This window comes from Micromonospora sp. CPCC 205739 (genome assembly GCF_036906795.1).
In the GTDB taxonomy this organism is placed as follows: Bacteria; Actinomycetota; Actinomycetes; order Mycobacteriales; family Micromonosporaceae; genus Micromonospora.
Window position 1 is genome coordinate 215,562 of the sequence record NZ_JBAKHS010000003.1, and the last position, 14,789, is coordinate 230,350.

The window sequence follows — 14,789 nt, forward strand, 5'->3', positions numbered from 1 at the left end:
TCCGTGATGTTCAACTTCCGCGACGTCGGCGGCTACCCCGGCCACGACGGTCGCACCGTGCGCTGGGGCCGGCTCTACCGCTCCGACTCACCGCACCGGATCGACGGCGCGGACCGGGACGCCTTCGCCGCACTCGGCGTGCGGACCGTCATCGACCTGCGCCGGCCGTCCGAGGTGGAGCGGGACGGCCGGGTACCGGAGCTGGACGGGCTGGCGTACCGGCACATCCACCCGGAGCACGTCGACTGGGGCGAGAACCCGTACCAGCGCGGGACGGACCTGGCCCGCTACCTCGCCGACCGGTACGCCGCCCTGGCCGAGACCGGCGCCGCCGGGCTGGCCGAGGCGGTCGGGGTGATCGCCGACGAGGCCAACGCCCCGGTGCTGGTGCACTGCGTCGCCGGCAAGGACCGCACCGGTCTCGTCTGCGGCCTGACCCTCGCCGTGCTCGGGGTCTCCGACGCCGAGATCGCCACCGACTACGCGTTGAGCACCGAGGCCGCCGCGCGGTTCCAGGCCTGGTTCGCCACCACCGGCCAGCAGGTCCGGCCGGGGCTGCCGCCGCTGACCACCCCCGCCGAGGCGATGACCCTCTTCCTGACCGAGCTGCGCCAGCGGCACGGCTCGGTCGAGGGCTACCTGCGGCACGCCGGGGTGACCGAGGAGCAGCTCACCGCGCTCCGGACCCACCTGCTGGAGTGACGTCGCACCACCGACGGCGCACGGCGACCCGATGACGCCGGAAAGGCCGACCGCCGGCCACGCCGCTGTTGCGGCGGGCCGGCGGATCGTCGGGATCGGTCAGAGGACGCGCTGCACCCAGCCCTGCGGGTCCTCGGCCTCGCCACGCTGGATCGCCACCAGCTGCTCGCGCAGCGCCATGGTCGACCGGCCCGGCTCGCCCCCGCCGATGAGGAACTCCCCGTCCGGGAAGCGCACCCGGCCGATCGGGGTGATCACGGCGGCGGTGCCGCAGGCGAAGACCTCCCGCAGCCGGCCGCTGGCGGCGTCCGCCTGCCAGTCGGCGAAGCTGACCGGCCGCTCCTCGACCCGGTGCCCGGAGGCGGCGGCCAGGGTGAGCACCGCGTCCCGGGTGATGCCGGGCAGGATCGTGCCGGTCAGCGGCGGGGTGACCAGGCTGTTGTCGTCGTAGACGAAGAAGACGTTCATGCCGCCCAGCTCGTCGACGAACCGGCGCTCCACCGCGTCGAGGAAGACCACCTGGTCACAGCCGGCCTCGATCGCCTCGGCCTGGGCGGCCAGCGAGGCGGCGTAGTTGCCGCCGCACTTCGCCGCGCCGGTGCCGCCGGGCGCCGCGCGGGTGTAGTCCGGGGAGACCCAGACGGTGACCGGCTTGACGCCGCCGGCGAAGTACGCGCCGGCCGGCGAGGCGATCACGCAGTAGAGGTACTCGTTGGCCGGGCGCACGCCGAGGAAGACCTCGCTGGCGAACATGAACGGCCGCAGGTACAGGCTCGCGTCCGGCCCCTCCGGGATCCAGTCCCGGTCGATCTCGACCAGCCGGCGCAGCGACTCGACGAACGTCTCCGCCGGCAGCTCCGGCATGGCCAGCCGCTGCGCGGAGGCGATGAACCGCCGGGCGTTGGCCTCCGGGCGGAACATGGTGACCGCGCCGTCCGCCGTCCGGTACGCCTTCAGACCCTCGAAGATCTCCTGCGCGTAGTGCAGCACGGCGCTGGCCGGGTCCATCGGGATCGGCGCGCGCGCCTCGACCCGGGCGTCGTACCAGCCCTTGCCCTCGGCGTAGCGGATGGTGACCATGTGGTCGGTGAAGACCCGGCCGAAGCCCGGGTTGGCCAGCAGGGCGGCCCGGTCGGCGGCGGATACCGGCGCGGGATTCGGACGGATCTCGAAATCGAGCTTGTCACCACCGCTCATCGCGCTGACCTCCCTGCGGGTTGACGGCGTGCGGGACCGCCCGCCGAATCACTGGTGCCAGAAACTTACCCCGAACGGTCGTTCAGCGGATAGCTCCGCCCCGGCGGATCGCACGGGGGTGAGAGCCGACGACGGCGGGGTGGACGCGGCCGACCCCGGGCTCTGGCGAACCCGGGGCGGCGGAGCGTGCGACGTGGCCGGTCAGGCCACGGCGTGCGCGGCGAGCCGGTCGCCGACCTCCTCGGTGCGCAGCGGTACGCCCGGGGTGCGGTTGGCCAGCTCCACGGCGACCGCGGCGGTCACCCGCGCGGCGGCGTCGGCGTGGCCGAGCTGGTCGAGCAGGAGCGCGGCGGAGAGCACCGCGGCCACCGGATCGGCGAGGCCCTTGCCGGCGATGTCCGGCGCCGAGCCGTGTACCGGCTCGAACATCGACGGGTACGTCCCGTCGGGGTTGATGCTGCCACTGGCGGCCAGCCCGATCCCACCGGTGACCGCGGCGGCGATGTCGGTGAGGATGTCGCCGAAGAGGTTGTCGGTGACCACCACGTCGTACCGCTGCGGCTGGGTGACCAGGAACATCGCCGCGGCGTCGACGTGCTGGTACTCGGTGGTCACGTCCGGGTGCTCGGCGGCCACGGCCGCGAAGGCGCGCGCCCACAGCGAGCCGGCGTGGGTCAGCACGTTGGTCTTGTGCACCAGGGTGACCTTGCGGCGCTCACGACGGGCGGCCCGGGCGAAGGCGTCCCGGACGACCCGCTCGACCCCGTGCCGGGTGTTCAGGCTCTCCTCGGTGGCCACCTCGGCCGGGGTGTCCCGGTGCAGCACGCCACCGGCGCCCGCGTACAGGCCCTCGGTGCCCTCGCGGACCACCACCAGGTCGACCTCGCCGGGCTTGACGCTGGCCAGCGGGCCCGGCACGCCGGGCCAGAGCCGCGACGGGCGCAGGTTGACGTACTGGTCGAAGGCGAAGCGGAGCTTGAGCAGCAGGCCGCGCTCCAGCACGCCCGGCGGGACGGAGGGGTCGCCGACGGCGCCGAGCAGGATGGCGTCGTGGCCGGCCAGCTCGGTCAGCACGGTGTCGGGCAGCACCTCACCGGTGCGGTGGTACCGCGCCGCGCCGAGGTCGTAGCGGGTCGCCTCGATGCCGGGGTGCACGGCGTCGAGGACCTTGAGGGCCTGCGCGACCACCTCGGGTCCGATACCGTCCCCGGCCACCACCGCGATCCGTGCCACCTGGCGCTCCTCACCTCGTCGCTCTCGTGCACGGTACGTCGCCGTCCCGCCTCCCGGTACGCGTCTTCCAACATTCGGGAAATCAGGATGCTCAGGAGGCTCTCAGGCGACATTCATGGTGCGGTCATCTCCGCTGCCTATGGTCGATGACGAACGGGTCACGGGGGCCCGGGACGGAATTCGCCGCGGCGCCGCGGCACCGTCGGCGAAGGAGCAGGTGTCATGCGGATCGACCAGCAGGACCGACCGGCCCGGACGAACGAGCAGCCCCGCACCCGGTGGGTGGAACAGGCGATGTTCACCCGGCGCCGGCCGGACCTGCGGCTGGGGACCGGCAGCCACCGGCTCGACCGCACCGGCGAGGCGGCCGGCGACCGGATCGCCGTCCGGCACACCGTGCGGACCAGCACCGCCGAGTACTCACTCCTGCTCAACGCCCCGGAACACGCCGGCCGCCGGCTCGTCGGGGACGCGCTGCGCGACGCGGTCGCCGAGCTGCGCGCCATCGACCTCACCTACGGCCCCGGCCGGCCGGACAGCCTGGTCTCCCGGCTGCGCCGGGGCGAGATCGCACCCGACTCGTACCCGCCCCTGGCCGACCTGGTGGACCGCTGCACCGCGATGCGCGCCGCCACCGACGGCTGGTTCGACGCCTGGGCCGTACCCGGTGGTTTCGATCCCGGCGGCCTGCTCAACGGCTGGGCGGTGGAGCGGGCGGCGGCGCGGCTGCGGGCCGCCGGCATCCACGACTACGCCATGCTCTCCGGCGCCGACCTCACCGTCCGCGGTCACGCCGCGCACGGCGGGCCCTGGCGGGTCGCGGTGCACCACCCGACCGACTCCCGGCGCCCCCCGCTGGTGCTGGAGATGACGGCCGGTGCGGTGGGCACCTCCGGGGTGACCGGCCGGCGCGACCACGTGGTCGACCCGCACACCGGCGAACCGGCCGGCCAGCTGGTAGCCGCGACCGTCGTCGGGCCCGACCTGGCGGTGGCGGACGCCTACGCCACGGCGTTGTACGCGGCCGGCCCGACCGGGCTGGCCTGGTTCCGCAACGGCTCGGGATATCAGGCGCTCTTCGCCGACCGGCGCCGCTGAACGCCGCAACGGCGCGCCGGGTGGAGGGGGTCCATTCCGGAGGCGCGGTCGGCGGCCCGCGATCGGCCCCCACGGTCTCGGCAACGACCGTGGGGGCCGGTCAGCGACGAGTGCGCGTGGCTCGCGCAATCGAGGGGTGCGGACCGGTCGGCCGGAACGCCTGACCTCGTCACCCGAAGACGGGCCGAATGCTCCCACTCGGCCGGCAACCGCACCGGTACGCTAGCGAATCGACGCAACTCGACGCAAGAGTCTCCACAGCGGACCGTCGCGGACGGACTCGCGTCACCTTCGGCGTCGCTCGTCGGCGGGTCACTTGCATGCAGGTGAACGGCGGATGGCACGCTGTCCGCCGTGAGTTTCGATCTGAGCGTGTGGGCCCTGCCTGACGGGGCCACGCCCGAGGACGTCCGGGCGGCGGTGCGGCGGTGCCGCGAGGGACGCCACGATGACCGGCACCCCGACCCGCGGGTCGTCGCCTTCTACCGGGCCATCACCGCCAGCTACCCGGACCGGCCGGCCGGACCGGGTACGCCGTGGGAGGTCGCACCGCTGCACGCGGCCAACGACCACGTCGAGCTGAACCTCGTGCCGACCTGCGAGGACCAGGTGCTGCTCGACATCGAGCGGCTGGCCGGTCAGCACGACCTGATGCTCTTCGACGCCCAGGACGGCTCGGTCTATCCGCCGCCGTCCCGCGTCGCGGGCTGACCCGCCGTACGACGAGGGGCCCGGCCGAGTCGGCCGGGCCCCCAATACGTCGTGCCTGCGGGTACTACTCGTCGCGCAGGTCGGCGGCGCTGGCCGAGGCCGCGCCGATCGAGTCGGCCGCCGAGGTGAGCAGGTCCGCCCCGAGCGCCTGGTCGACGGTGAGGGTCATCAGCGTCTCGCCGCCGGCCTCCCGCCGGGCCACCTGCATCGCGGCGATGTTGATGCCGGCCTCGCCGAGCAGGGTGCCGACGGTGCCGACCACACCCGGCCGGTCGACGTAGCGCAGGAAGAGCAGGATGCCCTCCGCGCCGATCTCCACGTCGAAACCGTCCACCTCGGTCAGCTTGATGACGTCCCGGGTGCCGGTGTGGGCGACCGTGCCGGAGACGCTGACCGTACGGCCGTCGGGCAGCGCACCGCGCACGGTGACCAGGTTGGGGTGGTCGACCGTTTCGGCCTGGGTCACCAGGGTCACCTCGACGCCCCGCTCGGCGGCCAGGTGCGGCGCGTTGACGTAGGTGACCTGCTCCTCCACCACCGAGCTGAACAGCCCCTTGGTGGCGGCGAGCTTGAGCACCGACACGTCGTGGTCGACGATCTCGCCGCGCACCTCGACGGTGACGCTGGCGGCCACTCCGCCGGCGACGGCGGTGAAGGCCCGGCCCAGCTTCTCGGCCAGCGGCAGCAGCGGGCGGACGTCCTCGGCGACCACGCCGCCGGCCTGCACGTTGACCGCGTCCGGCACGAACTCGCCCTGCAGCGCCAGCTTGACGCTCTTGGCCACGGCCAGACCGGCCTTGTCCTGCGCCTCGTGGGTGGAGGCGCCCAGGTGCGGGGTGGCCACCACGTTGTCGAAGGCGAACAGCGGCGAGGAGGTGCAGGGCTCCTTGGCGTACACGTCGACGCCGGCGCCGGCGACCCGGCCCTCCGCGATCGCGTCGGCCAGCGCCTGCTCGTCGACCAGTCCGCCGCGGGCGGCGTTGATGATGCGGACGCCGGGCTTGACGACGGCCAGCTCCTTCTCGCCGATCAGGCCCACGGTCTCCGGGGTCTTCGGCAGGTGGATCGAGATGAAGTCGCTCTCCCGCAGCAGCTCCTCCAGGCCCACCAGGCGCACGCCGAGCTGGGCCGCGCGGGCCGGCTGGATGTACGGGTCGTACGCGATCAGCCGGGTGCCGAAGGCGGCGATGCGGGACGCGAAGAGCACCCCGATGCGGCCCAGGCCGACCACACCGACGGTCTTGCCCTGTAGCTCGACGCCGGTGTACTTGGACCGCTTCCACTCCCCCGCCTTGAGGGCGGCGCTGGCCGCGGCGGTGTTGCGGGCGACGGCGAGCAGCAGCGCGACGGCCTGCTCGGCGGCGGAGACGATGTTGGAGGTGGGGGCGTTGACGACCATGACGCCCCGCGCGGTGGCGGCCGGCACCTCGACGTTGTCCAGACCGACGCCGGCCCGGGCGACCACCTTGAGCCGCGGCGCGGCCGCGATCGCCTCGGCGTCGATCTGCGTGGCGCTGCGCACGATCACCGCGTCGGCCTCGGAGAGCGCGGAGAGCAGGGCCGGGCGGTCGGTGCCGTCGACGTGGCGTACGTCGAAGTCGTGGGCGAGCACCTCGATGGCGGCGGGAGCGAGTTCTTCGGCGATCAGTACGACAGGATTCATCGGTCCTCGTAGACGTCGTATGCGGTCGGCCTGGGGCGTCGGGACGCCGCGCTGCGCCCTGCGCTGATCCATGCCATGGCCGTGTCAGGTGCCGGCTACGCACCTACCTGGGATCGTAGGTGGCCGGGTGGCCGGCGTGTCCCGGACGGCGGGGTGAGCGCCCTCACACAGAGTCGTCGCCCGCCCGTCATCCCGCGTTCACCCGCCGCCCCGTGGCGTGGCCCGGATACAACGGAGCACAGCATCCCCACGGGAGGGAGCCGGCCGTGTCACCCACCGTCCGCATCACGCTGCTGCGCCGACTGGCCCGGCGCGCTCCCCTCCGCTTCGGCCCGAGACTGGCCGAGGCGTTGATCACCCGGTCCCAGCACGTGGGCAGCCGCTGGACCGCCGCCGCCACCGCCCGGCGCACGGCCGCCGCCGACGAGGCGGTGGCGCTCTACCGCCGGCTCGACGAGCGGCAGCCCGGCCGGCACCGCACCGGCCTCGCCCGGGCGCTGGTCGCGCAGGCCGCCGTCCCGGACGAGCGCACCGCGGCGTCGGCCACCGCGCAGTGCCGGGAGGCGATCGGGTACCTCGAGGACGTCACCGACCGCGCCGCGCTGCTCGTGCTCGCCGAGGCCCGCCGGCTGGCGGCCGTGAACCTGCACAGCTGCGGCGCGGCGCGCGAGGCGCTGCCGCTGGCGCTGGGCGCCCGGGCGATCTGGCGGCGTCTCGGGCCGCGCAGCGCCAACGAGCGGGTGCGCTCGGCGTTGACGCTGGGCGTGATCGGGGACTGCCAGGCGACGCTGGGCCGGCCGGACGAGGCGCTGGCCGTCCGGCAGGAGGCGATGGCGCGGCACCGGGCGCTGCACCTGCTGCGCCGGGCCCGGTTCGCCCCGGCCGGCCACCAGCTGGCGATCGGCCTGGCGGAGTCGCTGGTCGCGGTGGGACGACACGGGGAGGCGCTGCCTCTGCTCACCGAGGTCTGCGGCGAGCTGGGGTCGGCGCTCTGGCTCCGGCTGCACCCGCCGTCCCGGCCGCGACTCGGCCGGGCGCTGGGCATCCTGGCGCGCTGCCAGGACGCCCTGGGCGACCCGGAGCGGGCCTGCCGCACCGCCGAGGAGGCGGTCGGGCACTGGCGGGTGACGGTGGCGGGCGGTCCGCCGGGCCGAGCGGGTGGGCTGGCCGACGCGCTGCTCACCCTCGCCGCGCTGCTCACCCGGGCGGGCCGGCGGGACGAGGCGCTCGACCGGCTGGCCGAGGCGGTCGAGCTGGCCCGCGACGTCAACCACCACGTGTCCGCCCGGGCCCTGCTGGCCCTGGCGGAGCTGCGGATCGCCGCCGGTGACCCGGCGTCGGCCGCCGCGCCGGCCGCGCAGGCGGTCGCCCTCTGCCGGGCGTACGCCGAGCAGTTGCCGGAGGTGTGGTGGCCCCGGCTGGTCCGCGCCCTGGCGGTGACCCGTGCGGTGGCGGCGGCGGAGCCGGGCCTCGCGGCAGGTCGGGAGGCGGTGGAGCTGGCCCGCAGGCTGGCCGGGGCCGACCCCCGCTACCGCGACCTGCTCGCCGACTCCCTGGTGGAGCTGGGCCGGGCGGTCGACGGCGCCGGGGACCCGCTCGGCGCGAGCGACCTGCTGCGGGAGGGGGTGGCGGTCCGCCGCGACCTGTTCACCGGGGACCCCGCCACCCACCGGCTGCCGCTGGCGCGGGCGCTGAGCGACCTCGCCGCGCTCCTGGCCCGCCTCGGCCGCCAGCACGAGGCGGACCGGACGGCCGCCGAGGCGGAGGCCGTGCGCTCTGCCGGGACCGGGCCCGGAGCCTCGACTCCCGATGAACCGCACGCAGCGTGACGGCCGACAACCCGGGATGTGCCGTGAGCGACATGCCGCAGAGGCATGTTCATGCCTCTGCGGCATGAGGCTCGACAGCCACAGGAGTCTCCGCTGCGACACGCCGGCGCAACGGCGACGACGGGGAGCCGCGCGTGGGCGACCGGCGGTGGGTGGCTGCGCAGCCCGGCGGGACGGCAGGTTGGCGCAGCTCCCGCACGTCGATCCGACCGCCCGACAGCAACGCGGCCCGCGACCCGACGCCGGGGAGAGCGCCGGGTCGCGGGCCGTGGCCCCCGTGCGGGAACGTCCGTCAGGCGGTCTCGGTGATGGGCCGGTCGACCCAGCTCATCATGGAGCGCAGCTTCTGGCCGGTCTCCTCGATCGGGTGCGCCGCACCCTCGGCCCGCCACTTGGCGAAGTTCGGCCGGCCGGCCTCGTCCTCGGCCACCCACTCGCGGGCGAACTCGCCGGACTGGATCTCACCGAGGATCTTGCGCATCTCCTCCTTGACCCGGGAGTCGATGACCCGGGGGCCACGGGAGAGATCGCCGTACTCGGCGGTGTCGGAGACGCTGTAGCGCATCCGGGCGATGCCGCCCTCGTACATCAGGTCGACGATCAGCTTCAGCTCGTGCAGGCACTCGAAGTAGGCCACCTCGGGGGCGTAGCCCGCCTCGGTCAGCACCTCGAAACCGGTCTGCACCAGCGCCGCCGCGCCGCCGCAGAGCACCGCCTGCTCGCCGAAGAGGTCGGTCTCGGTCTCCTCGGTGAAGGTGGTCCGGATCGCGCCGGCCCGGGTGCCGCCGATGCCCTTGGCGTACGACAGGGCCAGCTGGAACGCGGTGCCGCTGGCGTCCTGCTCGACGGCGACCAGGCAGGGCACGCCCTTGCCGTCGACGTACTGGCGGCGGACCAGGTGACCCGGGCCCTTCGGGGCGACCATCGCCACGTCCACGTCGGCCGGCGGCTTGATCAGGTCGTACCGGATGTTGAAGCCGTGGCCGAAGAGGAGCGCCTTGCCGGGGGCGAGGTTGGGGGCGATCGCCTCGGCGTAGAGGCCGCGCTGCGCGGTGTCCGGCGCCAGGATCATGATGACGTCGGCCTCGGCGGCCGCCTCGGCCGGCGAGAGCACCCGCAGGCCCTGCTCCTCGGCCTTCGGCCGGCTCTTCGAGCCCGCCGGCAGGCCGATCACCACGTCGACGCCGGAGTCGCGCAGCGACAGCGCGTGGGCGTGGCCCTGGCTGCCGTACCCGATCACCGCGACCTTGCGGCCCTGGATCAGGCCCAGGTCGGCGTCGTCGTCGTAGTACACCTCAACGCTCATTGACTTCCCTTTCGTACGGCGGTCCGAGCGGCCCGTCGTGGACTTGTGCGGTGGTCAGGCGGCGCGCAGCGCGGGCCCGGCGGTGATGGAGCGCGAGCCGCGCCCGATCGCCACCGTGCCGGACTGGACCATCTCCTTGATGCCGAACGGTTCGAGGTCGCGCAGCAGCGCGTCCAGCTTGTCGGGGGTGCCGGTGGCCTCGATGGTCAGCGTGTCCGGCGCGACGTCGACCACCCGGGCGCGGAACAGGTTCACCGTCTCCAGCACCTGCGCCCGGGCGTTGCGGTCCGCGCGGACCTTGACCAGCAGCAGCTCCCGGGCCACCGAGACCTGCGGGTCCAGCTCCACGATCTTGAGTACGTTGACCAGCTTGTTGAGCTGCTTGGTGACCTGCTCCAGCGGGGACGACTCGGCGTTGACCACGATGGTGATCCGGGAGACGTCCGGGTTCTCGGTCTCGCCCACGGCGAGGCTGTCGATGTTGAACCCGCGCCGGGAAAAGAGGCCGGCGACCCGGGCCAGGACACCCGGCTTGTTCTCCACCAGGACGGACAGGGTGTGCAGGGTCATCAGATTTCGTCCTCGTCGAAGGCCGGGCGGACGCCACGGGCGAACATGATCTCGTCGTTGCTGGTGCCGGCGGCCACCATCGGCCAGACCATCGCGTCCTTGCCGACCACGAAGTCGATCACGACGGGTGCGTCGGTGATCGCCATCGCCGCCTCGATCGTCTTGTCGACGTCCTCGGCGGTCTCGCAGCGCAGGCCGACGCAGCCGAGCGCCTCGGCGAGCTTGACGAAATCCGGGATGCGGTGCTTGTGGGTGCCCAGCTCGGTGTTGGAGTACCGCTCGCCGTAGAAGAGCGTCTGCCACTGCCGGACCATGCCGAGGTTGCCGTTGTTGATCACGGCGACCTTGACCGGGATGCCCTCCAGCGCGCAGGTGGCCAGCTCCTGGTTGGTCATCTGGAAGCAGCCGTCGCCGTCCACCGCCCAGACCACCGTGTCGGGGCGGCCGACCTTGGCGCCCATCGCAGCCGGGACGGCGTACCCCATGGTGCCGAGGCCGCCGGAGTTGAGCCAGGTGCCCGGCTTCTCGTACGAGATGAACTGGCTGGCCCACATCTGGTGCTGGCCCACGCCGGCCACGTAGACCGCGTCCGGGCCGGCGATCTCGCCCAGCCGCTTGATCACGTACTGCGGGGAGAGGGTGCCGTCGGACGGCTCCTCGTACCCCAGCGGGTAGCGCTCGCGCAGGTCGTCCAGCTGGGTCCACCAGTCGCCGAGGTCGGCCCGGTGGCCGGCGTTGCGCTCGGTGGCGACCGCGGCGATCAGCTCGTCGATGACGTGCTTGGCGTCGCCGACGATCGGCACGTCCGCGTGCCGGTTCTTGCCGATCTCGGCGGGGTCGATGTCGGCGTGCACCACGGTGGCGTCCGGGGCGAACGAGTCGAGCTTGCCGGTGACCCGGTCGTCGAAACGCGCCCCGAGCGCCACGATCAGGTCGGCCTTCTGCAGGCCGTAGACCGCGGCGACGGTGCCGTGCATGCCGGGCATGCCCAGGTGCTGGCGGTGCGAGTCGGGGAACGCCCCCAGCGCCATCAGCGTGGTGACCACCGGGATGCCGGTCAGCTCGGCCAGCTTGCGCAGCCCCTCGGTGGCGCCGGCCTTGAGCACGCCGCCGCCGACGTAGAGCACCGGGCGGCGGGCGCTGGACATCAGCCGGGCCGCCTCGCGGATCTGCTTGCCGTGCGGGTGCAGGGTCGGCCGGTAGCCGGGCAGGTCGAGGGCGGGCGGCCAGCTGAAGGTGGTCGGCGCCTGGAGGACGTCCTTGGGGATGTCGACCAGCACCGGCCCGGGCCGCCCGGTCGAGGCCAGGTGGAAGGCCTCGGCCAGCACCTGCGGGATCTCCTCCGCGGTCTGCACCAGGAAGTTGTGCTTGGTGATCGGCAGCGTGATGCCCTGGATGTCCGCCTCCTGGAAGGCGTCCGTACCGATCGAGGGCCGCGCGACCTGGCCGGTGATCGCCACCATCGCCACCGAGTCCATGTACGCGTCGGCGATCGGGGTGACCAGGTTCGTCGCGCCGGGGCCGGAGGTGGCGATGCAGACGCCGACCCGGCCGGTGGCCTGCGCGTACCCGGTGGCGGCGTGTCCGGCGCCCTGCTCGTGGCGGACCAGGATGTGCCGCACGGTCGAGTCGTAGAGCGGGTCGTACGCGGGCAGGATCGCCCCGCCGGGAATGCCGAAGACGACGTCGACGCCGAGCGCCTCGAGGGACCGCACGAGGGAGCCGGCCCCGGAGACCTGGGCCGGGGCGGGCTGCCGTACGGCCGGGGTGGCCGCGGCGGCCCCGCGCGGCGCGGGGGTGTGGTCGGCGTCGCTGGCCGGCTCGGTGGCCGTGCGCGCCCGCCGGGCGGAGTGGGCGAGTGTCTCTGGCGTGGGTCTCGTCATGGCGGTTCAGGCCTTCGGCTGGTGGGTGGAGGCTCTTTCAACACGTGCGACGCGGGCGGCGCCCGCCCCGGTGGAGTCCGACGGCAATAAAAACGGCCCTCGTGCAGATGCACGGGGCCAGCGCACTCTCGGTGAGGGAGAGTGCGCTCAGGTAAGTACTCGCAGCGACCGGATCGACGACATGTGGACAAGCCTGACGCATCTCACGCGATGAGTCAACTGATCCCACATGTTGGTTCACGAACGGGGGACACCGTCTCCCGTCGCGGGCTTGGCGACCGGTCCCACCTGCGCCGATCCCGTCCCGCCGACGCGCGGGGCCGGCACCACGCGCGGGCCGGGAAGCGGCGTGGCCGGCAATGGCGCGGGGCGGGCCCCCGGCGATGTCGCGGCGTCCAGCATCGCCTCCAGGTGCTCGGCCGGGACACCCCAGCCGAAGAGCGCGCCCTGGCCGAACCGGCAGCCAGCGGCGACCACCGCGGCCAGCTCCGTCGGCGTGGTGACGCCCTCGGCGATCACCTCCAGCCCGAGCTGGTGCCCGAGGCGCATGACGATGTCCACCATCGGGGCGAAGGCCGGCCCGTCGGTGTCCACCGGGCGCACCGGCTCGTGCTCGGCAACCAGGCTGTGGTCGATCTTCAGGATGTCGATCGGCAGCCGGCGCAGCTGACCCAGGGACGAGTAGCCCGCGCCGAAGTCGTCCAGCGCGATCCGCACCCCGGTACGGCGCAGCGCGGTCAGCCGCCGGATCAGCTCGTCGAGGTCGGTGGCGACCGCGTGCTCGGTGACCTCCAGCACCAGCCGCTGCGGCGGCACGTGGTGGGCGCGCAGCGCCTCGGCCACCTGCACCACGTACTCCGGGGCGTGCAGCTCCCGCGGGGAGACGTTGACCGAGACCCAGACGTCGTGGCCGTCGGCCAGCCAGCGGGAGAGCTGCCAGCAGGCCTGGTGCAGCACCCAGGCGCCGAGCTTGGCGATCATCCCGCACTCCTCGGCGAGCGGGATGAACTCGTCGGGGCGCACGTTGCCCAGCTCCGGGTGGTGCCAGCGCAGCAGCGCCTCGGCGCCGACCGGGCGGACCGACGGCAGCGAGGCGACCGGCTGGAAGACCAGCCGCAGCTCGTCGCGCTCGATCGCGCCGCGCATCTCGTGCTCCAGCCGGGTACGCCGCAGCAGCAGCTGGTCGTGCGTGCCGTCGTAGCGCTCGATGCGGTTCTTGCCGCGCTGCTTGGCGTACCGCAGGGCCAGGTCGGCGTGGCGCAGCAGGGCCACCGAGTCGGCTTCGCCGCACTGGCCGGCCACCCCGATGCTCACCGACAGGAAGACCGGCCCGTCCGCCTGCTCGTACGCTCGGCCGAGCACCCCGAGCAGCCGCTCGGCGACCCGATCGGCGTCGGCCGGTCGGCCGCGCATCAGCACGGCGAACTCGTCGCCGCCGAGCCGGGCGGCCAGGTCGCCGGGGCGCAGGTTGCCCCGCAGCCGCCGGCCCACCTCCGCCAGCACCATGTCGCCCACGTCGTGGCCGCGCATGTCGTTGACGTTCTTGAAGCCGTCCAGGTCCAGCCCGAGCAGCACGCACCCGACGCCCTCGTCGGCGCAGCGCTGCAGCTCCCGCAGCAGGCCCCGCCGGTTGGCCAGGCCGGTCAACGGGTCGGTGTGGGCCAGCTCGCGAAAGTGCGCCTCGCGCTCGGCCAGCCGGCCCGCGTACCCGCGCATGTCGTTGAGGGTGAGGTACTGCCGGGCCACCAGGGCGAACCCCTCGACGCTGCCGGCGACGATGCCGAGCGCGTCGAAGTGGCCCCCCTGGACCAGGTGGTACATCGCCGAGGCGGCCATCGCGAACATCGGCACGAAGGCGTACGCGCCGTCGCGGCGGATCAGGTCGACGTCGACCTGCCCCGGCACCTCGACCCGGTGCACCGCGAGCGCGACCGCCAGCAGGCCCAGGGCGAGCAGCGCGGCGCTGGCCAGGGTCATCCCCGGGCCGCCCTGGCAGACTCCGCCGGCCACGCCCAGCCCGCCGGCGGCGTTGGCGGTGATGCCGGCGCCGAGCAGCCCGAAGCGGCCCCGGGGCGGGTCGGCGCGCAGCAGCACGATCAGGGTGACCCCGACGGTCAGCGCGGCGTTGACCGTGGCCAGCAGGATCGCCGGGCAGGCCACCGGGGTGGCCGACCCGAGCAGCCGGGTCGGCCCGGAGAAAAGCACCCAGCCGACGAACCACAGGGCGGTCGCGACGATCAGCGCGTCCAGCAGCAGCCGGGCGGTCGCCGGCCGGGACACCACCGCCCCGGGCAGGCGGAGCAGCCCGGCGGCGGCGGCCAGGCCGCTCAGCGTCACCGCGACGGAGATCAGGACGGGCCAGCCGGTCAGTCGCGCCGGGTGGGGCGGGTGGTGCGGGTCGCCGAGCACCAGGCCCACCCCGACCAGCAGGCCGACCAGGGCGAAGCCGGCGGCGGCGGCCAGCAGCGCGTACGGCCGGCGTTCCGGGCCGCCGCGACGCCGGGCCGATCCGACGAGCAGCACGGTGGCGACCAGGGCGACCAGGGCGCCGGGGAGCGCGATGGCGACCATGCCCGGGGGGAAACGCACGTCCTCAA

Annotated in this window: 11 protein-coding genes; 4 read left to right on the top strand and 7 right to left on the bottom strand. The window is 74.1% G+C overall.

What is annotated here, in order from left to right; translation table 11 throughout:
• The first annotated feature begins 6 nt into the window (after positions 1–6).
• Positions 7–702 carry a tyrosine-protein phosphatase gene (locus tag V6U88_RS07145; RefSeq protein ID WP_334451262.1) on the top strand — a complete coding sequence of 232 codons (696 nt, stop codon included), beginning with the start codon at positions 7–9 and terminating at the stop codon, positions 700–702.
• Positions 703–801: 99 nt separating this feature from the next.
• Here V6U88_RS07145 and V6U88_RS07150 read toward each other — a convergent pair whose 3' ends face one another.
• Positions 802–1,899: a branched-chain amino acid aminotransferase gene (locus V6U88_RS07150; RefSeq protein ID WP_334450979.1), complete on the bottom strand. Its 1,098-nt coding sequence runs from the start codon at positions 1,897–1,899 to the stop codon at positions 802–804.
• Positions 1,900–2,100: 201 nt separating this feature from the next.
• Complete coding sequence (locus tag V6U88_RS07155) at positions 2,101–3,132, bottom strand: 3-isopropylmalate dehydrogenase (RefSeq protein WP_334450980.1); 1,032 nt, start codon at positions 3,130–3,132, stop codon at positions 2,101–2,103.
• 222 nt (positions 3,133–3,354) lie between these two features.
• Between V6U88_RS07155 and V6U88_RS07160 the strand changes: the two genes are divergently transcribed.
• Positions 3,355–4,230, top strand: coding sequence for an FAD:protein FMN transferase (locus V6U88_RS07160; RefSeq protein WP_334450982.1), 876 nt, complete (start codon positions 3,355–3,357; stop codon positions 4,228–4,230).
• A gap of 354 nt (positions 4,231–4,584) precedes the next feature.
• Positions 4,585–4,941: a hypothetical protein gene (locus tag V6U88_RS07165; protein WP_334450984.1), complete on the top strand. Its 357-nt coding sequence runs from the start codon at positions 4,585–4,587 to the stop codon at positions 4,939–4,941.
• A gap of 64 nt (positions 4,942–5,005) precedes the next feature.
• On the opposite strand, the gene serA is transcribed toward V6U88_RS07165, so the two are convergent.
• On the bottom strand, positions 5,006–6,604 hold the full coding sequence (serA, locus tag V6U88_RS07170; RefSeq protein ID WP_334450985.1) for a phosphoglycerate dehydrogenase: 1,599 nt from the start codon (positions 6,602–6,604) through the stop codon (positions 5,006–5,008).
• Positions 6,605–6,870: 266 nt separating this feature from the next.
• Here serA and V6U88_RS07175 point away from each other — a divergent pair, with 266 nt between their 5' ends.
• Positions 6,871–8,433, top strand: coding sequence for a tetratricopeptide repeat protein (locus V6U88_RS07175; RefSeq protein ID WP_334450986.1), 1,563 nt, complete (start codon positions 6,871–6,873; stop codon positions 8,431–8,433).
• Between the two features lie 292 nt (positions 8,434–8,725).
• Here V6U88_RS07175 and ilvC read toward each other — a convergent pair whose 3' ends face one another.
• The 4 genes from ilvC to V6U88_RS07195 form a co-directional block, all read right to left on the bottom strand.
• Positions 8,726–9,739, bottom strand: a complete 1,014-nt coding sequence (gene ilvC / locus V6U88_RS07180) for a ketol-acid reductoisomerase (protein ID WP_334450987.1) — start codon at positions 9,737–9,739, stop codon at positions 8,726–8,728.
• A 54-nt stretch (positions 9,740–9,793) separates the two neighbouring features.
• Positions 9,794–10,309, bottom strand: coding sequence for an acetolactate synthase small subunit (gene ilvN / locus V6U88_RS07185; protein WP_334450988.1), 516 nt, complete (start codon positions 10,307–10,309; stop codon positions 9,794–9,796).
• Positions 10,309–12,192, bottom strand: coding sequence for an acetolactate synthase large subunit (locus V6U88_RS07190; protein WP_334450989.1), 1,884 nt, complete (start codon positions 12,190–12,192; stop codon positions 10,309–10,311). The genes ilvN and V6U88_RS07190 overlap by 1 nt, the downstream gene beginning before the upstream one ends.
• Before the next feature lie 237 nt (positions 12,193–12,429).
• On the bottom strand, positions 12,430–14,781 hold the full coding sequence (locus tag V6U88_RS07195) for a putative bifunctional diguanylate cyclase/phosphodiesterase (RefSeq protein WP_442934579.1): 2,352 nt from the start codon (positions 14,779–14,781) through the stop codon (positions 12,430–12,432).
• Positions 14,782–14,789 lie beyond the last annotated feature (8 nt).

Coding starts and splice junctions, on each gene's coding strand:
- V6U88_RS07145 (WP_334451262.1), top strand. CDS start 7: ATGTTCAACTTCCGCGACGTCGGCGGCTACCCCGGCCACGACGGTCGC.
- serA (WP_334450985.1), bottom strand. CDS start 6,604: ATGAATCCTGTCGTACTGATCGCCGAAGAACTCGCTCCCGCCGCCATC.
- V6U88_RS07150 (WP_334450979.1), bottom strand. CDS start 1,899: ATGAGCGGTGGTGACAAGCTCGATTTCGAGATCCGTCCGAATCCCGCG.
- ilvN (WP_334450988.1), bottom strand. CDS start 10,309: ATGACCCTGCACACCCTGTCCGTCCTGGTGGAGAACAAGCCGGGTGTC.
- ilvC (WP_334450987.1), bottom strand. CDS start 9,739: ATGAGCGTTGAGGTGTACTACGACGACGACGCCGACCTGGGCCTGATC.
- V6U88_RS07190 (WP_334450989.1), bottom strand. CDS start 12,192: ATGACGAGACCCACGCCAGAGACACTCGCCCACTCCGCCCGGCGGGCG.
- V6U88_RS07160 (WP_334450982.1), top strand. CDS start 3,355: ATGCGGATCGACCAGCAGGACCGACCGGCCCGGACGAACGAGCAGCCC.